The organism is Legionella lytica (assembly GCF_023921225.1).
Lineage (GTDB): Bacteria > Pseudomonadota > Gammaproteobacteria > Legionellales > Legionellaceae > Legionella > Legionella lytica.
On the sequence record NZ_CP071527.1, the window covers coordinates 1,959,996 to 1,981,599 of the forward strand.

Below are 21,604 nucleotides of genomic sequence, written 5' to 3' on the forward strand. Positions count from 1 at the left end.
TAAATTAAAAATAGAGGTACCGCAATGGATTCCATCAGAAAAATCATGAGTCGTTTTATATTTATGGGCAGATGGATTCAATTACCCTTATATTTAGGGCTTCTTTGCATTCTGGCTGCTTATGTTTATCGTTTTTTATGCGAACTAGCTGAACTTATTATTCACATCAACAAGGCCGATGATACCCTTATTATGCTGGGCGTATTGGATCTAATTGACGTTGTGATGATAGCTAATCTACTCATTATGGTTATCTTAGGTGGTTATGAAACCTTCATTTCTCCCTTACGACTAGACTCCCACCCTGATCAGCCTGAATGGCTAGGACATTTAGATGCAGGAGGAATGAAAGTTAAATTGGCACTTGCATTAATAGGAATTTCCTCCATTCATTTATTACGTACCTTTATTGATCCGAGCAAATTAGATAATTATGGCATTATGTGGCAAGTAGTTATTCATTTAACACTTATTGTTTCCGCACTTGCAATTGCATTTACGAACAAAATACTCAGTCAAACCGCTACATCCCATGCGCTCAATGAAGAAATTCATTAATCGTTGAATTAAAAAAAGTTTGTTGACTATAAATACAGTTACTGTACATTTAACACTAGCAATTTAATGGCTAAACACAGAGTATGTTAACTTTAGAATAACGTGTTCCCTGCCTATATCCCGCTGCTTGTCCGCGTGATATAGGAATCAGAGATAACTCTAGATTCCGCGGAAATTCCGTAGAACGTCGATAAAAAGGCTTAACACCTAACTAAATGATAGTAAATTACTGTACTCTAACCACGATGTTGCTTTATCCAGAAAATGATTTTTTTTAACAATACAGGAGTAATATATATGTTTAAAGCAAAATTAGCTGCCTTTACCAGCGCCTTAATTCTTGCTGGAACTACTTTTGCTAGTTCAGAAGTATGTCCTGATCTAAGTGCGATTCAAGCCGAAGGTTTTTCAATGTCAATGCAAGTTTATGGTGTTTATGCTGCTTATCAAATTAGCGATTTTGGCACCGATGAAAACTGGGGTTTTGTAATGGCGCCTGTTGAGGCTGATTCTGAAGAAGAAGCAGTAGAAAATGCAAACGATATCTTAAACAGTATGACTGCCCCAGGCGTTCTTATCGATACTGGTGTTTGCAACTATGATACGGGTGTGCCCGACGTTTATGCCGTAGCGATTCAAGATGAATTCCCAACACCATTAAAATTAAGACAACATATTCCCCACTAATCTAGTCTTATGTAAGCATTTCGCGTAATAGCGTCTAAAACACCCGCGGCTTGGCCGCGGGAATTCTAAATAAACTCTGTAAGCATTTACCTTGTTCGTACCTTGGCAACAAAAATCAACCTACAATAAGCCCAAAATGTTCTATAATTGATCTTATTCAGACGCTTTTTTGTTGTATTTTTAACCGTTAACTTCAACTACGAGGTGTGAAAAATGGATTTAAGTAAACGCATCGAACCCAAAACCTGGGCTTTTGTAGAAAAAATCAAACAAGCTGGCGGAAAACCACTCTATGATCTTCCTGTAGAGGAAGGCAGAGCTATATTTGATAAATTACAGGAATTATCAACTGATAAACCTGCAGTGGATATTGATGATCACGTAATTAAGCAAGGAGCTAAAGGTGATCTCAACATTCGTATTGTTCGCCCTAAAGGTGCTAAAGAGTCTTTGCCCGTAATTATGTTTTATCATGGTGCAGGTTGGGTTTTTGGTGATTACCAAACCCACGGGCGACTCGTACGTGAATTGTCTGTTGGCGCTCATGCTGCCGTTGTATTTGTGCAATACAGCTTAGCTCCTGAGGCGCAATATCCTACACAAATTGAGCAAGGCTATACTGCAATGAAATACGTTGCTGAACATGGTAAAGAGCTCAATCTGGACACATCACGGTTAACCGTTGCTGGTGATAGCGTTGGTGGAAACATGGCGATTGCAATGACCCTGATGGCAAAACAACGTGGTGGTCCTAGAATTGACTATCAAGTACTCATTTATCCTGTAACTGATGCCAATTTTGAAAATGCTTCTTATACTGAATTCGCTGAAGGACCATGGCTGACTAAAAAAGCCATGCAGTGGTTCTGGGATAATTATTTGCCTGATAAAGCACGAAGAAAAGAAATAACTGCTTCGCCCTTGCAAGCAACGGTTGAGCAATTAAAAGACTTGCCTCCTGCATTGGTTATTAATGGTGAGTGCGATGTCTTACGTGATGAAGGTGAAGCATATGAGCATAAGCTCAATGCAGCTGGGGTTCCTGTAACTGGAATTCGTCATCATGGTACGATTCATGACTTCTTGATGCTCAACGATTTAGCAGATACACCCGCGTGCCGTAATGCAATCGAAACTATTACTGCGCATTTGCGTTCAGTGTTTGCGAAAAAGCATTAAAATATCCTTGCTGGGCTTTACAGCCCAGCCTACTTTTATTCAGTCAGAATGACGTTTAATGAGTTACTCTCTTCACCCTAGCCACATCATAAATCGTAATCGGCTCTTGAATTCCTTTGACTTTAACGCGCAAATGCCCATTTGTTTCAATATTTTGCCCAATCTCAGAATAAGTAGCCTCAGAAATTAAGATTTGACCACCTAGGCTTAATCCTTGGATGCGAGAAGATAAATTAACTGAAGAGCCTATGGCACTGTATTGCATGCGTTTTTTAGAACCAATGTTACCTACTATGGCATTTCCTGTATTAATGCCAATACCCATATCTAATTGAGGTAGATTTTTTTGCTCATTTTCCCGATTAAATTTTTTAAGCTCTTTTTGCATATCCAATGCACAATCTACGGCACGTAAAGAGTCGTTTTCTGTCGTGTATGGCGCCCCAAAAAGGACCATAATCGCATCACCAATAAAGGCATCTACAGTACCCTTATGCCTCTCAATTACCCGTACCATTCGAGTAAAATATGCATTCAAAAGCGCAACGAGCTGCTTAGCAGGAACTTTTTCTGATAAAGAGGTAAAATTTCTTAAGTCACTAAATAGGATGGTAATTTTAGTTTCATTGCCCCCCAATTTATGCTGTGTTGGGGACGCTAAAATGGTGTTTACCACATCATCAGACATATAAAAGCTGAAGGTTTTACGAATCAAGTCATTACGTATCTCTAATTGTTTTCTAATTTTACACAATACATGATTTGAATAACGTAAAGAAAGCTCATCTTTAGCAATATTAGCCAGGGTTATCAACAACTCAAGTTGCTCCGGCCTAAGCTCTTTGGGAATGGTATCTGCCAGGCAAAAAGTTCCTACATTATAACCATCAGGAGAAGTAAGAGGCACACCGGCATAAAATCGAATAAAAGGTGAGTTTCGTACAAAAGGATTGTTTACAAATCGCTGATCTAGGGTCAAATCTTGAATAATTAAGGGTTCATTTTTTTTTATTGTCTCATTACAAAAAGCAATTTCTCGTGGAGTCTCTTTCTCTTTTAAACCATGCAATGATTTAAACCACAGCCTTTTTTCATCTAAAAAAGCAATATAACAAATGGGAGCTTTTAATAAATCAACAGCTAAGCGCACTAAGCGGTCATAGCCCTCTTCACTATGAGTATCCATGATTTGCAAAGCATTCAAAGCATTAACCCTTTGTTGCTCTAATTGGTCACTGCTTAATGATTTTTTTGCCATAGCCATGTTAATCACTCCATTACACAGAGACATCAAACCCATTAAATCAAGTATAGACCATCAGAATTTATCAACTATGCTTCGCGTGTAAGGCACAGCTCCCCCTCTTCATTCGAATGACGACCACGGGATTTAAGTTAAAGAATTGTACTCAAAATAGATACCATCATTGCGAGAAACGTAGTGACGAAGCAATCCAGGAGTGCGTGGCACAAAACCATGGATTGCTTCACTGTGTTCACAATGACGGTCGTGGAAAGACTGTTAGAAATAACACTATCTGTCATTGTAATTATCCCAAATAAATCCAGCCTATTCCTAGCTTTAAAACCAGTTGAAAGAGTTGCAATAAATAGATTGATCTTATATTGTGTCATCGGGATTAAATGTAACTAAACAGGAGTTGTTATGCCCAAGCAGAGTGACTATAAGGTTTTGGATTTTATTACCCCCAGTATTTCTCTTACCTTCGATCTAACCAAAGAGCCTATACAAACAAAAGCACTGCTTGTGGTTGGACGAAATCCAAACTCCTCATCCGAGGCCACTGATCTACATCTAAACTGTGAAAATATAAAATTAATAAGCCTTTCCTTAGGAGGGAAACCTCTGCATCCTGATGAATATGAGCTAAAAGACAATATATTAACTATTAAAAACGTGCCTCCCAAAGGCCTTTTTTATCTTGAAGCCATTTCTGAGTTAGGTCAAAACACCGACTTGTTTGGTTTATATAAAACAGAAGGCACTGTCTTAGTGAAAGCAGAAACCGAAGGTTTACGACGTGTATTCCCCTGTATCGACAGACCCGATAATTTAGCAGATTACGTTACCACCATCATTGCAAATGAAAATCAATACCCAACCCTGCTCTCGAATGGGGTTCTTACAAGAAAACGCAGCTATGATAATGGAGTCCATTCAGTCACATGGAATGACCCAATTGCCAAGCCCAGTTATCTTTTTGCCATGGTGGCTGGTGATTTAACGTGTTCTGCCGCCACGTATAAAACAAAACAAGGTCGAGAAGTACCGATCGAATTTTACCTTCCCAAAAGCGATATTGAAAAATGCGATTTCGCTAAAGACATACTAAAAGGTGCCATGAAATATGACGAAGATCGTTTTAATTTAGAGTACCTCCCTGAGCTAGTTAAAATTGCCGGGGTTAATAAGTATGCCTCTGGGGCATCTGAACCAACAGGCTTAATTTTATTTAACACTGCAAATCTATTAGCTACTCAAGCAAGTAGAACAGATACCGATTTTATCCGTGTTCTTGACGTGGTAGCACATGAATACTTTCATACCTGGAGCGGTAATTTAGTGACCATTCGCGACTGGTTTAATCTGTCCTATAAAGAAGGATTAACCACACTAAGAGCGTCTTTATTCTTAGAGCATTGTTTAGGGGTAGATTTAGACCGAATGTTTGATGGAAGAAGTCTGGACGAACGCGCCCCAAGACCAGAGTCATACACTGCAGTACGCAGTTTATACACTACCGCAGCCTACGAAAAAGGGGCGGAAATTTTCCGTATGATCATGAATGCCATGGGTGAAAAAACATTCAATAAATGCTTGTCTGTCTTTTTGAAAAAGAACACTGGTAAAGCCATTACCCTAGAAGACATTATTGACTCCTTGAGTAGTCAATCTAATGTTGAATTGCGGCCCTTTTTAAACTGGTTCTCGGCCACCGGAACCCCTAAGGTTACGGTAACGGATGAATACAATTCAGAAACAAAAACTTATAAAATAAAATGTGTCACTCACGATGGCAAAGATCGCCCAATTCCAGTGAATCTCATGTTATTCAGCAAAGACGGAACCCCAATTTCTCAAGAAGATGTTCTTATGCTGGATAAACCCGAAATGGAATTTGAATATACCAATATCCATGAGCTCCCAACACCGTCATTACTGCGTGGATTTTCAGCGCCAATACACTTGCAATATGAATACAGTAACGAGCAATTACTGTTGTTAATGCAGTATGATGGAGATATTTATAATAAGTGCAAAGCAGCCAAAATGCTTATTACCCACATGGTTCAGGATTATTGTGCTGGTAAGGAACTTGAATTTAGCTCCGACTTTATTGTCGCCTACATGAATTTATTGCTTAACAACCAACAAAAAACTTGGGTTTTAGCCGAATTGTTGGCACTACCTTCAGAAGAAGCATTAATTGCCAGTTTACCCAATGCTGATTTTGAAAAAATTGCCGAAGCACGTCGATTGATCCAAAAAGAACTGGGTATGTCCTTAAAGGCTGATTTACAAGTAACAATTGACGAACTCCAGGCACCAGCTAAAACAGATTCCCACGCCCTTTTTGATATTAATGCAGCAGGTAATCGTCGCCTTAAATCGGTGTGCTATTCTTATTTACTGGCAGCTGATCCAGAAGCCTCGCAATACGCCTTAATTGCTCAGTTTAATGAAGCTTTAGGTAAGAATATGACCGAAACCGTTTCGGCATTAAGCTTGTTAGTTAACATCAATTACAGCCAAGTGAATGAGTTATTAGAACAATTCTATACTTATTGGAAGCATGATATTGATGCCATTAACTACTGGTTTAATTTACAAGCAGCGGCCCATTCAACAACAGTTATAAGTCGAGTAGCAGATCTTTTAAAGCATGAAGCCTTTGACATGACCAACCCTAATAAAGTAAATGCATTATTAGGCGTATTTATCAAAAACCCATATGGTTTCCATGACGCCTCCGGTGTAGGCTATGAATTAGTTGCCTCAACTATTTTAAAATTGGAGCAATTTAACCCAAGCTTAGCCGCAAATCTCACTGAGAAATTTAGTAGCTGGATAAAAGTAGAACCCAAACGCCAAAAACTAATGTTAGATTGCTTGTCTCATATATATGAAAAAGCGTCTACTGAAGATGTGAGAAACATGGCAAAAAAGGAGTTAGAGAAGGCTAACGTTACATTACCTTCTCCAAAACCTCGTCTTATTATCGACCCACAACGAATTATGTGGGACTTTTTTGCAGATGAGACGCCTCCTCGAAGCAAAAAAGTAAGCCCTAGAGAAGAACCTAGCCCACCAGAGCAAGATCCGACAGGCTTATTCGATGATATATTGAATGGTAGTAATGTTTTATAAAAACACCGCGGCTCCCGCGGTCAAACCGCGGGAATTCGGCGACAGACCTGTAGGTCTAATGGAATTTACTTAAGGAATTCGCCTCGCACATGGGCTCCAGGCTACTTTTAATGTATTCCGAACGAGCATCTAGGCAATTTTAAATGTAGACTAGATGCAGCGCAGCGAAATCCGGGGAGTGATGAGCATAGCGAATTCGTCTTAGCTTAATAAGCAAGCTTATTCATGATCCGGATGAACAACGAAAATACCTGGCGCATTACGTAAATACTCATTGTAATCCATTCCATAACCAAAAATGAAATGATCTTCTATTTGCAACCCAACAAAATCAGCAGCTTGCAAACCATTTTCAACACGCTTGCGGTATTTATCAACCAATACAGCACTGTATACTTTCTTTGCACCTAATTGATGAATTTCATCAATAATGGCAGCAAGAGTAATCCCCCCATCAAGAATGTCATCAACCACTAAAACAGTTCTTCCAGCCAAATTAACAGATGGTTTTACTTTCCAATGGATATCGCCACCAACGGTCGCACCACGGTAACGAGTTGCATGAACATAATCTACTTCTAAAGGAAAATCCAAACGAGGAAGCAAGTTGCCTAAAAGAACCAGTCCGCCAACCATAACACATAACAATACAGGGTTTTCATCCTGCAATTCCTTATGGATGTTAATCGCCATTCGATCTAAAGCAGCTTCAACTTCATTAGTTGTAAACAAGCAAGTAGATTTTTCATATACTTCTTTAATTTTACTAGGAATAGTCATTTATGTGTCTCTCGGTAAAGATAGGGTTATATATTAGGAGTTGTTTCATTCCTACTCCTTGATTTTTCCTTTCCCAGGAAATGGACTGACAGTACTACCATAGGCAGGGTTATCCTTAACTTTAGCTATTCCTTGCTTCTCTACTTCATCAATGCGATAAACTGATGGCATAGGGATAAACGTACGTTTTACACCACTAAATTCCAACTTTAAGCGCTCTTCAGAAGGGTCGACAACTAATGTAGTCTGTTCGCCAAATACCAGCTCCTCCACTTCAAGAAAGCCAAATAAGTCACTCTCCTTAATAGATCGCGCATATATTTCATAAATTGCTTCTTGGTTAGCAAAAGTAATTCTGAATAAAGTTTTCTTCGTCATAAAATGAGCCTGTTCTGAACGCTGGGCAAATTATACAAAAATACGAATGTTTTGGGTATAGATAATCTATCTATCTGCTCGTTTTCACTTTGTCGAGGTCAAAGTAGCCGGTTGTAGCGGTGATTGGTAATCATTAATTGGCTGAGATATAGACATCAACGTTAAGGAAGGTTGTATTACTTGATACTTTTGCGCAATATAGCAATAAAAACCAGAGGGGTAAGGCCAAAGCATCTTACCAATTTCATCTAAAAAAGTTAATTTTTTAATCAATGTGGCACTATTTACCGGCGGGAGATAGCAAAAATTATTTAATGAAGCCTGCCTGTAGCCTCTTTGAATGAACATCCGATTTAAATTAAAGGGAGTGCGCATTTTTATATTATGGTCGTTATAACAATTTAATAACCCGCACTTTATGGCCCCCCCCCACAAGCTCCAAGGGTTAATGCACAGCAAAATAACATACCCCATAGGTTTTAACACCCGATCAATCTCATCGATTAAACTGGAGCTCATATTAAACGGTTCTAAACTTAATGGAGCAACAATACAATCAATACTGTTCGCATTTAATGGTAAATGATTTAATTCACTTTCAATATGAACTTGATGGGATAAGGCAAAGGGTGAAACAATCCATTTGTGTTCAAAATCCAGTTTTTTTAACCAAAGATTCTCACCACAATTTCCTAACTGAATTAGAGTATCGCCATAAACAGGTAAACCAAGTGCATCCAAATTAAGAGAAAACTCATGCGCAGCAAAAAGACCAAGAGGTGATTGAAACCATTTATTCAATGCTCGGTAGTATTTTTTTTGCTGTTTAATCAACAAAGTAATGCCTTTTAAAAAGGTTAATCCTGAATTAAACTACAATACAACGAGTTTCACCCGCAAACAATCCATTTTCCTTTTTTATATAGAAAAATGGTTAGGAATAAATTAATGGAATTTAATATTACTGGTCAACAATTTGCCTTAGAACCGCTTTTAGGTAAAGCAGAAACCGCAATCCATTCTGAGCAAGCCACTAAAGAAAAAATTTCACTCACTCAATATCTTATCAAAAATAATATCTTATCTGCCACAATAATTGCCCATACATCAGCTCAAAGTTTTGGTGTTCCAATACTGGATCTAGATAGTATTGAGCTCAGTACCCTGCCCTTATCATTAGTAGATGAAAAACTGATGCTTCGCCATTCCATGGTGCCCCTATTTTGCCGTGGAACCCATTTATATCTGGCTGCCGAAGATCCCGGTAATCATAATGCCTTAAAAGAAATTCAATTCCATACCGGTTTGAATACCCATGCGATCGCAGTAGAAGCGAATAAATTGACTGCCGTGTTCGCCCATTTATTAAACATGAGGCATCATCAAGAATTATCTACATTCGATACAGCAATGCATCATGAAGAACAATATGAATTTACAATTAATCCAATAGATAACGATGATGATGCCCCTATTGTAAAATTTGTTAATCAAATTTTATTTAAAGCAATTCAACAAGGGGCTTCCGACATCCATTTTGAGCCCTTTGAAAAAGAATATCGCATTCGCTACCGACATGATGGCCTTTTACATGAGGTAGCAAATCCACCAGTCAATCTGTCTGCCCGAATTACAGCGCGGATTAAAGTCATGGCGAAATTAGACATTTCAGAACGTCGTCTCCCTCAAGATGGTAGTTTTAAGATAAATCAACCTAATAAGCACCCCATTGATTTTCGTGTAAGCACCTGCCCCACCGCAAACGGGGAAAAAGTGGTTATAAGAATATTGGATCTCGATACAGCTAAATTACACATTGAAGCCTTAGGATTTAATCCCAAACAACACGAATATTTTATGCAGTCAATAAAACGTCCTCAAGGAATGATCCTGGTTACTGGCCCCACAGGTAGTGGAAAAACCGTAAGCCTGTATGCAGCCTTAAATCTGCTTAACACACCAAAAGTTAATATCTCTACCGCTGAAGATCCCGTTGAAATTAAAATCACCGGCATTAACCAAGTAAATATCAACCCTAAAGTAGGCCTCAACTTCTCCAAGGTTTTACGCTCTTTTTTACGACAAGACCCTGATATTATTATGGTTGGTGAAATTCGTGATTTAGAAACCGCTGAAATTGCAGTTAAGGCAGCACAAACAGGGCATCTCGTCTTATCAACATTGCATACAAATAGTGCAGTAGAATCCCTAACACGCTTAATGAACATAGGTATTCCCAGCTTTAATATCGTGAGTTCAATAACCCTTATTATTGCGCAACGTTTAGCACGAAAACTTTGCGAGCAATGTAAAACTCCACGAACCGATCTTCACAAATCCAATTTACTAACTTTGGGTCTTAATGAAACAGACCAAATTTATCAATCCGTAGGCTGCTCTCAATGCACTGACGGATATCGAGGCCGGATAGGATTATTTGAAGTATTACCTATGACAAATACTCTAACCGAACTCATTATGGCGGGTGCTAATTCATTAGAAATTTTAAAAGCAGCCCAAAATGAAGGCCTGACTAGCATTTATCAATCTGGCATTGAAAAAGTACAGCAAGGAATAACTACCCTAGAGGAGGTCAATCGGGTAACCGTTGAATAAATTATGTTTCAGGTTAAAAAAAATACCAACTCCCTATTAACATTTCGTTATACGGGTAAAAATGTATTAGGACAAAAAATCTCAGGAGCCATTCGAGCACGTAATTTGACGCTCGCGAAAATAGACCTACGCAAGCAAGGCATTACTATTAGTAAAGTAGCTCAAAAGCGGAATCTAATAATCTTTAATCAATTAAATAAAAAGCCAAGTTCAGCAGACATTGCGCTATTTAGCCGTCAACTTGCCACCATGGTTGAATCAGGAATACCGTTAATGCACGCGCTTGATATTGTTGCGAAAGGACAAATAAATCCCCATCTTCAGGAATTAATTAATGAGATCAAACATGATATTGGGGCAGGTTTAACACTGTCTGAAACATTAATGAAACATTCACAGTATTTTAATAGCCTATTCTGTAATTTAGTTAAAGCAGGCGAACAATCAGGTACGCTAGATATTATGCTCAATAAAATTGCCTGTTATAAAGAGAAAATTGAATCCATAAAAAAGAAAATAAAAAAAGCGGTAAGCTATCCCATCGCCATTGTAAGCGTGGCAGTTATAGTGACAGTGGGCTTACTTATGTTTGTTGTTCCACAATTTGAAACCTTATTTCAATCATTTGGAGCCGATTTACCCACCCTAACTTTGGCCGTAGTTAAAATATCTCAATATATTCAATCCTGTTGGTATTGTATTTTTTCGTCTTTGGCCTTGAGCATTTATGCATTTATTTATGCACAAAAGCATTCTACGGCCTTCGCAATAACTGTTGATAAACTGCTATTAAAAATACCGGTTATTGGTCCAATTATTGAAAAAACCGTTATTGCACGCTTTTCACGAACATTATCTATTACTTTTGCAGCTGGTTTGCCTTTAGTAGATGGCCTCAAATCGGCGGCTGGTGCCACAGGCAATATAATGTATGCTAACGCAATAGAATATATAAAAAATGAGGTTTTTACAGGAATATCCATGAATAAGGCTATGGAAAATACCCACCTATTTCCCAATATGGTCATGCAAATGATCGCTATTGGTGAAGAGTCAGGTGCCTTAGAAAAAATGTTAAGTAAAATTGCAGACTTTTATGAAGAAGATGTAGATAATTCAGTGGACGCACTGAGTCGTTTATTAGAACCGATTATCATGTCCATCATTGGGATTCTCGTGGGTGGGCTGATTGTGGCAATGTATATGCCTTTGTTTAAATTGGGCGCGGTAATTTAAAAGGAAAAACACAATGATGCATGAACTCATCACACACCATTCCTGGTTCCTTTACCTAGCTATAGCCTTACTTTCGCTTGCAATAGGAAGTTTACTTAATGTAGTCATTTACCGTTTACCGATTATGCTCAAAAATGAATGGCAGCGTGAATGCAATGAATTAATGAACAATAAAAATGACGAGAAAGTGACGCTGAATTTGTTTTTTCCTCGCTCATTTTGTCCCTCATGTAACACCATGGTTAACGCCTGGCAAAATATTCCCATATTAAGTTTTTTAATACTGCGGGGTCGTTGTTATTACTGTAAAACCTCTATTTCACCTCGCTACCCATTAATTGAATTGGGCACGATGCTGTTGTCACTCTATGCCTGTTGGCATTTTGGCTTTACCTGGCAATTAGCTTTTGCACTGAGTGCTATATGGATTTTAATTTGCTTATTTTTTATTGACTTAGATCATCAACTACTGCCCGATAGTTTAACGCTAAGCTTATTGTGGTTAGGCTTAATTGCGAATACGCAAAACTTATTTACCTCACTCCCTGACGCTGTGCTTAGTGCAGCGGGTGCCTACCTTGCTTTATGGCTTGTTATAAAACTATTTTATTTCGCTACAGGTAAAATTGGGATGGGAAATGGCGATTTTAAATTGTTTGCCGCTTTTGGTGCCTGGTTTGGCTGGAAATTATTGCCACTAATTCTCCTCTTTTCGTCAATTACGGGTACAATAATTGGGCTCTTATATTTATACTTGAACGATAAATCAAGAGATACTACAATCGCCTTTGGCCCTTTTTTATGCATTTCAGGATTAGCCGTATTATTTTGGGGACAAGAGCTTTTAGATTGGTATTTGCATTTGTGGTTCTAAAAAACAGTCCACTACAAACTTTGCAATGACGTGTAGGTTGGGCCCATGGCCCAAAATTGAGTTCAAATGTGGCTCGATGCATTGTTGTTGGGTCATGGGGGTCCAACCTAATGCCTGTAGGAGCTCCCTAATAAAAGGTCCATACGAGGAGTAAGACGTTGTATCAAATTATTTTGTTTGATTTAGATGATACCTTAATTGATTTTTCAGCTGCAGAACAAATCGGTGTACGTAAAATTCATGAGCAGTTTTATCCAACAACCCCCTACCCACTCTTCGAACAGCGCTTTAAAAAAGTGAATAATGAACTTTGGGCACGCGTTGGTGCCCAGGAAAATGGACTCATGCCCAGTGATGTGCGATTTTTACGTTTTAAGCAATTAAACGAAGCCATAGAATGCGCAAGCCACTCTAATGAAGTCGCTGAGGCGTATGAACATTATCTGATTGAGCACATTGAGTGGATTCCTGATGTTAGAAAAACCATTGAATTCTTGCATCAAAAAGGTCATATTTTAGGCATTATTACCAATGGATTCTCTGCATCTCAATTGAGGAAAAAAGAAAAATTTGCCCTTGAAAATTGGTTTGATTGTTTTGTGATTTCTGATGACGTTGGCTTTGCCAAGCCCAATAAGGAAATTTTTAATATCGCCTTACAGAAACTGTCTAATACTCATAATCAACCCATTCACAGCTATCACAAAAACTCCATTCTAATGGTTGGTGACTCTATTATTAGCGATGGGCATGGAGCAAAAAACTTCGGGGTTAACTATTGCCATGTTCATCATAGCCCACCACAAACAGCCCAGTTAGAAACAACGCTTACCTATCACATTAATTCGGTAGCGAATTTGCCAAATTGTATTGGCTATGAAACAGAATATAAGCTTTTTTTGAATTCTTTCTAGGGAACATCGTTCCCAACATAGAGAAGGAACTCATTATATATTTTTATGCCCTCTGAGCGACTACATATAACTTTTAAATGGAAGAAACATGACTGATTTTTCAAGTGACTTGCAAAAAATAGCTAATAATGACCCCAATTTTAAAAATCTTGAACCAAGCTGGCTCATAACTGATGACAGAATTCAAAGTTTAGCTGCTGCTTTAATTAACAATACTACATTGATTGGCATTGACCTATATGATCATTATATTGGCGATCTAAATCTTGGATATTTAACCAAGGCCATAGAAGCTCATAAAAAATTATCCTCGCTAAACTTGGATAAAAATCAAATTACCGAACTGGGAGCAGACTATATAGGTGAATTAATAGAAAAAAATGACGTATTAATAAACCTTACACTTAACAACAATGCTATTGGTAGTAGAGGAGCCCAAGCGATTGCCAGAGGATTAGAAGTTAATTCGCAATTAAGATCGCTCCATCTTAAAAACACTGCGATAGGTGATCCTGGTGCTCAAGCATTGTTTGAAGCATTAGAAGTAAATACCTCTCTTATTTTTCTTGATCTAAGTAATAATGAAATTAACGACCTCGGCGCCTCATACATAATACAGATGCTCGGACATAATAGCACAATAAGTTCATTGTATCTTAAAGGAAATCCTATTAGTAATAAAAACTTGGTAGAGATTGAGAGCTTATTAAGCCGTAACCAAAAAATTTACAACATAGCCCAAAAAGCAATCGATACGATTAGAAGATTACCATCCAGTATACCTAACTGGGAAGAAGAAGGCGCTTTTGATAATTTTAATGAGGTTCTTAAACAAAAAGAACAAGCCCAGCTTGAAATCGAGACACTATTTCCAGGCGCTAACCTAATATCCCGTATTGAAGAGGTATGGGCTGAAAAACAAATTGCGATTATGCTTGCAAACCCACTCTATATTCAGAAAAGCTCCATCATTGGACTCTTCGACTCGTTAAATCCCAAACAAAAACAGTCGCCTAAAAATCAGCAATGGCTTGAATCGACAATTCTGCATTATTTTTCAAGCATACAACCCGATAGCGAGTACACTCATAAAAAGCTGCTGTCCTATATTCTCCAAACATCAATAAGTGCAGATGTAGAACGGCTCATGGATCTCTGTTTATTCCATCATTTCACTCCTAAAGTAACGCGAGTAATGAAACCAGAACCAATACAGTTAGTACGGTTACTGATTAATAACCGTGAAGCGCTTAAAACACTACAAAAAGAAATGCCAGGTATCAATAAGCTCGTTTTAAACATCATTACTCGCTTTTATAAAGAAGAGCAATCAAGCAAAGAAATTGAACTCAATACACAAGTCATTGGACTGTTATTAGAGTGTCCTCAAGAAAATAAAGAAACGAATATCACATTGAATGCAGCTCTACTTCGTAGTCTAAATATTTTTTTCTGTGCAGATCCAAACATCGCCAATAGCTTTTACAGCCTATGGCGCCATCTCTCATCAGAAAATACATTACCCATACAAAATTCAGCAACGGAAGAGGTCGCTAAGAAACTATTAATAAAAAAATATAATGCCCTAGTTTTGGAAAGCATTCCCAATCATTATCAAAATCGATTCTTTATTCAGCAGGACGTAAAGCAAGTGAAGCAGCAACCCGCTGAACTAGTGCAGGAGCAACACATTGAACTAGTGCAGGAGCAACACATTGAACTAGTGCAGGAGCAACACATTGAACTAGTGCAGGAGCAACACATTGAACCAGTGCAGGAGCAACACATTGAACCAGTGCAGGAGCAACACATTGAACCAGTGCAGGAGCAACACATTGAACCAGTGCAGGAGCAACACATTGAGCCAGTGCAGGAGCAACACCTTGAGCCAGTGCAGGAGCAAAATTCTGAACTAGCTCAAGAGCAAAATGCAGTGTTAGAGCAAGAAGATGATGATGAAGAAAACTCGATGTTAATGAGGCCATAAAAATCAATAAAACAACTAATGCCTAGCTACTAAGCGAAAGTTCCTCCCGCGGCTTGACCGCGGGCTCATCCATGCCAACAGCCCGCGCAATTAGTCCGCAAGAATTCAAGAAAACAGAGCTCCAATTCCCAAAGCTATATTTTCCAAGTTGATGTCATTGAAAATCCCATCCCAAAACACACTGGTAAGTTCTAAACCAGGCATCAGTTTAACTGATAATACAAGAACTTTTACACCCTATGCACAGAGTTATCCACAGTTTTTGTGGATAAATAACCCCATACTAGAAACAGAATAAATACCCTAAGAGCCTTATAACACAAGGGATTTTATAAATAAAATAGCAATTTTTGAGAATTAGAGTGATTTAATTTAAATGGAGATATCCACAGGATATTGGCAAAGATTGAAACGACCAGCCCGTGTATCTTATCAAAGAAAAAAATAAAAAACAGTCTTGACTTGGTATATTTCAAAAAAAATTAAACGTCCAAACAAAATGCTTATTTTATCATTTTAGTGCTTTACAGAAGTACGCCATGATAAAATATCAGCTTTTTTATATAAACAAAGCCGAATTATGTACGACCTAATTAATAAATTAATCAAGTTGAAGGACGAAGAAACTACTCTTGATTGGCATGAAATGGACTTCTATAACAACCCTACCCAACAAATTTTACAAACCTTACCCAAAATTCCTGAAACAGTTGTAATCTTAGACCTTGCTTGGAACTATTCTGCATTTAAAAGTACCGATGAATTAAAAATGATTTTTGCAGCAATCCCTAGGCAAATTAAACACATTGATTTAACAGGACAATCATTACATCTAAGAGATAAAACAGAGTGGTTTGCTTTATTTTCCTGCTTTTCACCAACCACAATCATTAGTACAGGCCATGCCGAACTTGATAATTTTATCAGAGAACTCCAAAGGCCTCAGTCATCTATTTTACTACCTACCCTCGCTCCAATTGAGCCCCCTCCTGCGCCCGAAACACAAAGCACAAACCAACAAACAGAAAAAGCGAAACAATGTGACACTCTGTCTCTACGAGAAATCATGGAGAATCCTGATCAGGAAAAACTAACCCCAACACAGCTCATTGGACTACTCATTAAGCTCGTAGCACGAATTGATTCAGCTCCTAAAGATCAAGTTATTTATCCTACTTTAGACCGTATTTATATCAAAAATTCTGCACTAATAGGCGAAGAGTCATCCCTACTATTTGAAATAGACAAATCAGCTCAAATCCCTGTGCACAATTTAGAGCCCGGTGTTGAACGCCATATTGTGCATTGGCGTATGGTTGCAGAGTTATTTCTCTTATTGGGCGCAAATACAGCCCAGCTAAATGATCCTGATTTAGAGTTTAAAATTAATCAATCATTTAAACGCTCCCCTGCATTCCTTTGTGCCTTTGTCGAATTATGGGAAGCAACACTTCCAGAAAAGCAACATGCTCCCGATACGTCAATGCAGAATATATCGCCAACTATCAAAGCGTTAGCTAATATTCACATGCCAAAGTCACAAGCATGGTCAATAGAACACTTACCCAGTTTGCTTTCAGGGCTCACCTGCCATCATGATAAAACCATGCGCACCGAGTCCATTCATGCTTTATACAACTTCATACGCGACACACCCGTATCTAAAAATAAACAAGAGCGTGATGAAGCTCTAGGGATGATAGAGCATTGTATTGAGCTTATTATCCCTAATGAGCTCACCGGACTAGCGAATATCGCCTCAGAGACCGTGCAGGGGGAATGGATAAAGCGTATTCTTCTCATTTGCACGGTCTTGGGAGAAGCCGAGCTTGTTAAAAACTACGAAAAACTTCATCAACTGCAACAACGTTTACTTGAAGCCGGAATTGCACATAATTTCATTGATGCTCTTTTTGAGCGGTCGAAAACAATACCTTCCCCAATATTTCTTGCGTCACTTAACGCAACAATATGGATGTGTTTCCAATTTGATACCCTGCGAGTCAAACTAATTAATGAAGAATTCGTTGAAATGATGATATCTCAACTCTATAAAAGAGGATACGGGGAATTCCTTGTATATAAAGAAATGGGGATCATGCTTCTTTTAATGTCTGACTTTGGAAAATGGATGAATCAACATAAGGAAAGCAGTAAAAAATTCGTGACATTATGGCAAAATGTAAGTAACGAAACATTTTTACACTTTGGCTTATCTTGCCTTCCTACCAATCTATCGCTAAATACGCGCTGGTATGTAACACAAAAAGTAGTGGAGATTTTGACCAAACTCATTAGCATCCCCGGCGGAGTCAATAAAGAAGAAAAAGAGCAACAAATAAAATGCTGTCTGGATTATTTACGCTGTTCCGCCTGGAGTGGCCTTACACAAGCAGCTTATGCTTCGAATAACTCGTTGGAAGATGCTTACCTGCAAGCATTCATTTTTAAAGTTCCGCAATATCCTATATTTAAGCAGACAGTAACGCAGCAGGCTCATTTCCAAGCCCAAACAACACAGGCTTTATTTGAACACATAATACAACTTAAACGCACTACTCATGCCCCTGTTGAACGTTTACAATATAATGCACCATTAAAAAAGCACGAGGTGTTAGAGCTTCTATCCGTGCCTAAAAACTCCCTACAAGGCAGATACAAAGTACACTCCTCGCGCGCAGGCGCTCCGTTCAATATTAATACATTCAATCTGGAGCTCCCTAATAATACGATAGTCAATGTAAGTAAGAATCTGGATGAATTACGTACATTGTCCTCTATTGAGTTAAACGAAAAACAACTATCATTTATTCCTGCTACGCTAAGTTCTACCCAACGAATTTGCACTGTTGTTGACCGCGGTGTAAATACAGGAACCCAGGGAGCGTATCAACTGCTCCTCGTTTCTGCGGGTGATAGTAATAAATTGCTGTTTGGAATCACCTGGGATAAGGCCCAAACAAATGAAACCACCATTCCAGGTACCACCACCATGTCCTTAGCCCTGGATGCAGCTACAGGAAATATTTTATATTGTGATCCAGCAACAGGAAAGCAAAAAAATTACCCCTATACACAACCAATTAATACTGGAGCCACCGTTAAAATATGTATTACTGGGAGACTGGTATACTTTGTCGTTAACGATAAAGTATACCCTCCGATTCCTGATATCTTACTTCCTCTGGGCGCAGACGTGCACCCATTGGTTCGCTTAGAATGTCCTGGAATTTACATAAAAACTCAAGTTATGGGCTCTTATTGGCCCCGTGATGCCGATAATGCAACCTTGATTCGCCATGCGCGTACCAACCCTATTGCTTATGCTTTACATTTTGCAGAACGGAGCAACACCGCCTGCCCTCATATTCATGCGCAAAAGATCGATCGATTGTATACAATGCCCAATCTTGAAGTGCTATTACATTATTCCAAGCAAATTTCGGCATTACCTCAAGAAGAAATATTGAGTATTTTATTAATTGTATTGGCTAAAAAAGGCTGCGAAGGCAATGACTGCTATGCCTACAAGCTAATACATGAACTTGGACAGGAGTTACTTACTAAACCACCAGGTTATCCAAGACTAAGTGAGATTGCTATGGCATTGGGATTGCGTACGCTATCTGTGGAGCTATTGAATCAGCAATCGATTATGATGAGCGAACCAACAAAGGTGGGATACGCTGCAAATAGAAATTTACTGTTTAGTCCTCAACCGGAGGAAGCATCGCCAACGGCAGCCCCATCCTCCGCCATAAATCCATGATATGAATAACATTCACCATTACCCAAGCGTGGGACGAAGCAAACCAAGAACTCGAGGCACAGAGCCTTGGTTTGCTTCACTTCGTGGCCAAATCAATACTTCGCATTTATTATGCTAATTGACCCGAAACACGCAACTGATGCGCAACAATGCGCGTCAAATAATCAAACTCTATATTAACCTGTTGCCCAGGCTTTAAAACATCTAAAGTAGTATTTGCCAAAGTATGTGGAACCAGCATTAATTTAACGCTTTTATCTCCCACTGAATTGATTGTTAAACTGACTCCCTCAACCGTGATGCTGCCTTTAGGAAGTAAGTAAGCCATTGCGGCCTCCTCAAAACCCGCCAACTCAACCTCAAGATACTCCTCAACATGGTTAACTGCGCGAACGACTGCGATCGCATCCACATGACCGCTGACATAATGCCCACCAAAGCGTGTTGAAGAAAGCATGGCTCGTTCTAAATTCACAAAGTCTCCAGCCACTGCATCGGCTAGCGTTGTCACATTTAAAGTTTCTGGAGAAACATCAAAATGCAATTCATTATCAGCCGTAGAAGGCAATAATGTTAAGCAAATACCGTTGACAGCGATACTTTCTCCCACCTGCAATTGTTCAAATACAGCGGAAATAATAAGACGATGAGCACTGCCCTTACGAAGGTTGCTAAGAATTATCCCTTTTTGTTCGATTATTCCAGTAAACATCAGGTTCTCTCTAACTGCAAAATAATATATATGGATAGTCTAATGAGTTTTTCTAATTTGCCAAGTTATTTTTTGACACTGATTGTGTAAATTTTCACACATCATCTCCTACCATATTATTTTTATCCCACCGCTTTACGATACCAGCGTCCAGATCAAATAAATCAAGTGCCCTGCCTACGCTGTGGTTTATTATGTCATCAACCGTTTCAGGCTTGTTATAAAAAGCTGGCATTACAGGACAAACAATAGCCCCTTGCTGAGTCACCGCAACCATGTTTTGTAAATGACCTAAATGTAAAGGTGATTCCCGCGTCATTAATACCAGCTTTCTTCGTTCTTTTAAAATCACATCCGCAGCCCTGCCAATTAAATTCGAGCTAATACCGTGAGCAATTTCTGCAAGCGTTTTCATTGAACAAGGAGCAACAATCATTCCTAAAGTTTTATACGAGCCACTGGCAATATTAGCGCCAATATCATTCCATGGATAACAAACATCGGCCATTGCTTTTAGTTCAGAAACACTTAACTCCGTTTCGTACTCTCTAATTAATTGAGCGGATTTGCTTACAATTAAATGTGTTTCTACAGGAAGTTTTTTTAATACTTCTAATAATCTTATTCCATAAATGATACCTGAGGCACCACTAATACCAACAATAATACGCGACTTCGTTGCCATAGCCTGTCCTCTTTAATTAAACGAAAAAATAGTTAACTCATTGCTGCTTCATTAAAAAAATTTCTTTTTTTACAATTTTATAACTTGTCTTTTAGTATAAAATATAAAGTCTAGGCAATGAAGACAAATAAGCCATAAAACTAACACGGTTATAATGATAATTAGGAACACTCTATGTTCAACAACTCTTCAGTAAAACCACCAGAAAATCCCTTTTGGCAGTTTTCATTAACGATTTATGATGACGCCAACATTAAAGAGGCATGCCATATATTTCAGAATATCGATTCTGCTAATGTCAATTTAGTCTTGTTTGCGTATTGGCTTGGCTATGCCGTACATGACATCAGCCATGAAGAATTTACCCACGCATGCAAGAGTGTCTCCATCTGGAATAAAGAAATAACTAAAAATCTGCGCAAAATACGTATTTTCTTAAAAGAAATCAGCGAGAATGAGTGGGTAAAAAGTTACTACTCACAAATGCTTACTGACGAAATCATTTCTGAATCTTATCAACAAGAACTGTTATATAACCAAGTCAAGCATCGTTTAAAAGAAAGAGCCATACAAAATAATGCAATGTCATCTCAATATCTATCCTGGCTTTTTAGCGATTCGGGCCACGAGCTTTACGAGCCCCTAAAGATAAGAATCGAGCATTTTATCAAAATAATGAGTGATAAATTAAATCGTATACAAAAAGCATAACCTAGTTGCAACCAACTACATCCATATCTGCTGATACATCGCTGTCTCACATTATACTTATAAGGTTGGGGCCAAGGATGTAATGCACAGGGACATGGTTTACACGATAACTCACAAGGAATTACCAA

General features: G+C 38.5%; 17 protein-coding genes. 11 read left to right on the top strand and 6 right to left on the bottom strand.

The window, feature by feature from the left end:
* Nucleotides 1–24 precede the first annotated feature (24 nt).
* The 3 genes from J2N86_RS08715 (at nucleotide 25) to J2N86_RS08725 (ending at nucleotide 2,424) form a co-directional block, all read left to right on the top strand.
* On the top strand, nucleotides 25–558 hold the full coding sequence (locus J2N86_RS08715; RefSeq protein WP_252579006.1) for a TIGR00645 family protein: 534 nt from the start codon (nucleotides 25–27) through the stop codon (nucleotides 556–558).
* Between the two features lie 297 nt (nucleotides 559–855).
* Entirely contained in the window at nucleotides 856–1,245 is a 390-nt protein-coding gene (locus J2N86_RS08720; RefSeq protein WP_252579007.1) for a DUF4949 domain-containing protein, read from the top strand.
* 213 nt (nucleotides 1,246–1,458) lie between these two features.
* Nucleotides 1,459–2,424, top strand: coding sequence for an alpha/beta hydrolase (locus J2N86_RS08725; RefSeq protein ID WP_252579008.1), 966 nt, complete (start codon nucleotides 1,459–1,461; stop codon nucleotides 2,422–2,424).
* 55 nt (nucleotides 2,425–2,479) lie between these two features.
* On the opposite strand, the gene J2N86_RS08730 is transcribed toward J2N86_RS08725, so the two are convergent.
* The gene (locus tag J2N86_RS08730; protein WP_252579009.1) at nucleotides 2,480–3,688 is read right to left on the bottom strand and encodes an adenylate/guanylate cyclase domain-containing protein; all 1,209 of its coding nucleotides are present in this window, start codon (nucleotides 3,686–3,688) and stop codon (nucleotides 2,480–2,482) included.
* Between the two features lie 402 nt (nucleotides 3,689–4,090).
* On the opposite strand from J2N86_RS08730, the gene pepN reads away from it, so the two are divergent.
* Complete coding sequence (gene pepN, locus J2N86_RS08735; protein WP_252579010.1) at nucleotides 4,091–6,814, top strand: aminopeptidase N; 2,724 nt, start codon at nucleotides 4,091–4,093, stop codon at nucleotides 6,812–6,814.
* 219 nt (nucleotides 6,815–7,033) lie between these two features.
* On the opposite strand, the gene J2N86_RS08740 is transcribed toward pepN, so the two are convergent.
* The 3 genes from J2N86_RS08740 to J2N86_RS08750 form a co-directional block, all read right to left on the bottom strand.
* Entirely contained in the window at nucleotides 7,034–7,594 is a 561-nt protein-coding gene (locus J2N86_RS08740; protein ID WP_252579011.1) for a hypoxanthine-guanine phosphoribosyltransferase, read from the bottom strand.
* A 51-nt stretch (nucleotides 7,595–7,645) separates the two neighbouring features.
* Nucleotides 7,646–7,972, bottom strand: a complete 327-nt coding sequence (locus J2N86_RS08745) for a DUF1820 family protein (RefSeq protein WP_252579012.1) — start codon at nucleotides 7,970–7,972, stop codon at nucleotides 7,646–7,648.
* 84 nt (nucleotides 7,973–8,056) lie between these two features.
* Nucleotides 8,057–8,809 (bottom strand): methyltransferase domain-containing protein, encoded by a 753-nt coding sequence (locus J2N86_RS08750; protein ID WP_252579013.1) that lies wholly within the window; start codon nucleotides 8,807–8,809, stop codon nucleotides 8,057–8,059.
* A 111-nt stretch (nucleotides 8,810–8,920) separates the two neighbouring features.
* On the opposite strand from J2N86_RS08750, the gene pilB reads away from it, so the two are divergent.
* The 6 genes from pilB (at nucleotide 8,921) to J2N86_RS08780 (ending at nucleotide 19,368) form a co-directional block, all read left to right on the top strand.
* On the top strand, nucleotides 8,921–10,588 hold the full coding sequence (gene pilB, locus J2N86_RS08755; protein ID WP_252579014.1) for a type IV-A pilus assembly ATPase PilB: 1,668 nt from the start codon (nucleotides 8,921–8,923) through the stop codon (nucleotides 10,586–10,588).
* Nucleotides 10,589–10,591: 3 nt separating this feature from the next.
* Nucleotides 10,592–11,824, top strand: a complete 1,233-nt coding sequence (locus J2N86_RS08760; RefSeq protein WP_252579015.1) for a type II secretion system F family protein — start codon at nucleotides 10,592–10,594, stop codon at nucleotides 11,822–11,824.
* 13 nt (nucleotides 11,825–11,837) lie between these two features.
* Complete coding sequence (locus tag J2N86_RS08765) at nucleotides 11,838–12,698, top strand: prepilin peptidase (RefSeq protein ID WP_252579016.1); 861 nt, start codon at nucleotides 11,838–11,840, stop codon at nucleotides 12,696–12,698.
* Nucleotides 12,699–12,856: 158 nt separating this feature from the next.
* Nucleotides 12,857–13,612, top strand: a complete 756-nt coding sequence (locus J2N86_RS08770; RefSeq protein WP_252579017.1) for an HAD family hydrolase — start codon at nucleotides 12,857–12,859, stop codon at nucleotides 13,610–13,612.
* An 88-nt stretch (nucleotides 13,613–13,700) separates the two neighbouring features.
* A complete protein-coding gene (locus J2N86_RS08775) occupies nucleotides 13,701–15,599 on the top strand; it encodes a hypothetical protein (RefSeq protein WP_252579018.1) in 1,899 nt (632 codons plus the stop codon).
* A 580-nt stretch (nucleotides 15,600–16,179) separates the two neighbouring features.
* Nucleotides 16,180–19,368: a hypothetical protein gene (locus J2N86_RS08780; protein ID WP_252579019.1), complete on the top strand. Its 3,189-nt coding sequence runs from the start codon at nucleotides 16,180–16,182 to the stop codon at nucleotides 19,366–19,368.
* A gap of 109 nt (nucleotides 19,369–19,477) precedes the next feature.
* Here J2N86_RS08780 and ribE read toward each other — a convergent pair whose 3' ends face one another.
* On the bottom strand, nucleotides 19,478–20,080 hold the full coding sequence (ribE, locus tag J2N86_RS08785) for a riboflavin synthase (RefSeq protein ID WP_252579020.1): 603 nt from the start codon (nucleotides 20,078–20,080) through the stop codon (nucleotides 19,478–19,480).
* A gap of 94 nt (nucleotides 20,081–20,174) precedes the next feature.
* Nucleotides 20,175–20,765, bottom strand: coding sequence for a UbiX family flavin prenyltransferase (locus J2N86_RS08790; protein WP_252579021.1), 591 nt, complete (start codon nucleotides 20,763–20,765; stop codon nucleotides 20,175–20,177).
* A gap of 174 nt (nucleotides 20,766–20,939) precedes the next feature.
* Between J2N86_RS08790 and J2N86_RS08795 the strand changes: the two genes are divergently transcribed.
* Nucleotides 20,940–21,476, top strand: coding sequence for a TIGR02444 family protein (locus J2N86_RS08795; RefSeq protein ID WP_252579022.1), 537 nt, complete (start codon nucleotides 20,940–20,942; stop codon nucleotides 21,474–21,476).
* Nucleotides 21,477–21,604 lie beyond the last annotated feature (128 nt).

Excerpts from the sequence above, each read along its gene's own strand:
- J2N86_RS08715 (WP_252579006.1), top strand. The coding sequence starts at position 25 with ATGGATTCCATCAGAAAAATCATGAGTCGTTTTATATTTATGGGCAGA.
- J2N86_RS08720 (WP_252579007.1), top strand. The coding sequence starts at position 856 with ATGTTTAAAGCAAAATTAGCTGCCTTTACCAGCGCCTTAATTCTTGCT.
- J2N86_RS08725 (WP_252579008.1), top strand. The coding sequence starts at position 1,459 with ATGGATTTAAGTAAACGCATCGAACCCAAAACCTGGGCTTTTGTAGAA.
- J2N86_RS08730 (WP_252579009.1), bottom strand. The coding sequence starts at position 3,688 with ATGGCTATGGCAAAAAAATCATTAAGCAGTGACCAATTAGAGCAACAA.
- pepN (WP_252579010.1), top strand. The coding sequence starts at position 4,091 with ATGCCCAAGCAGAGTGACTATAAGGTTTTGGATTTTATTACCCCCAGT.
- J2N86_RS08740 (WP_252579011.1), bottom strand. The coding sequence starts at position 7,594 with ATGACTATTCCTAGTAAAATTAAAGAAGTATATGAAAAATCTACTTGC.
- J2N86_RS08745 (WP_252579012.1), bottom strand. The coding sequence starts at position 7,972 with ATGACGAAGAAAACTTTATTCAGAATTACTTTTGCTAACCAAGAAGCA.
- pilB (WP_252579014.1), top strand. The coding sequence starts at position 8,921 with ATGGAATTTAATATTACTGGTCAACAATTTGCCTTAGAACCGCTTTTA.
- J2N86_RS08760 (WP_252579015.1), top strand. The coding sequence starts at position 10,592 with ATGTTTCAGGTTAAAAAAAATACCAACTCCCTATTAACATTTCGTTAT.
- J2N86_RS08765 (WP_252579016.1), top strand. The coding sequence starts at position 11,838 with ATGATGCATGAACTCATCACACACCATTCCTGGTTCCTTTACCTAGCT.
- J2N86_RS08775 (WP_252579018.1), top strand. The coding sequence starts at position 13,701 with ATGACTGATTTTTCAAGTGACTTGCAAAAAATAGCTAATAATGACCCC.
- J2N86_RS08780 (WP_252579019.1), top strand. The coding sequence starts at position 16,180 with ATGTACGACCTAATTAATAAATTAATCAAGTTGAAGGACGAAGAAACT.
- ribE (WP_252579020.1), bottom strand. The coding sequence starts at position 20,080 with ATGTTTACTGGAATAATCGAACAAAAAGGGATAATTCTTAGCAACCTT.
- J2N86_RS08790 (WP_252579021.1), bottom strand. The coding sequence starts at position 20,765 with ATGGCAACGAAGTCGCGTATTATTGTTGGTATTAGTGGTGCCTCAGGT.
- J2N86_RS08795 (WP_252579022.1), top strand. The coding sequence starts at position 20,940 with ATGTTCAACAACTCTTCAGTAAAACCACCAGAAAATCCCTTTTGGCAG.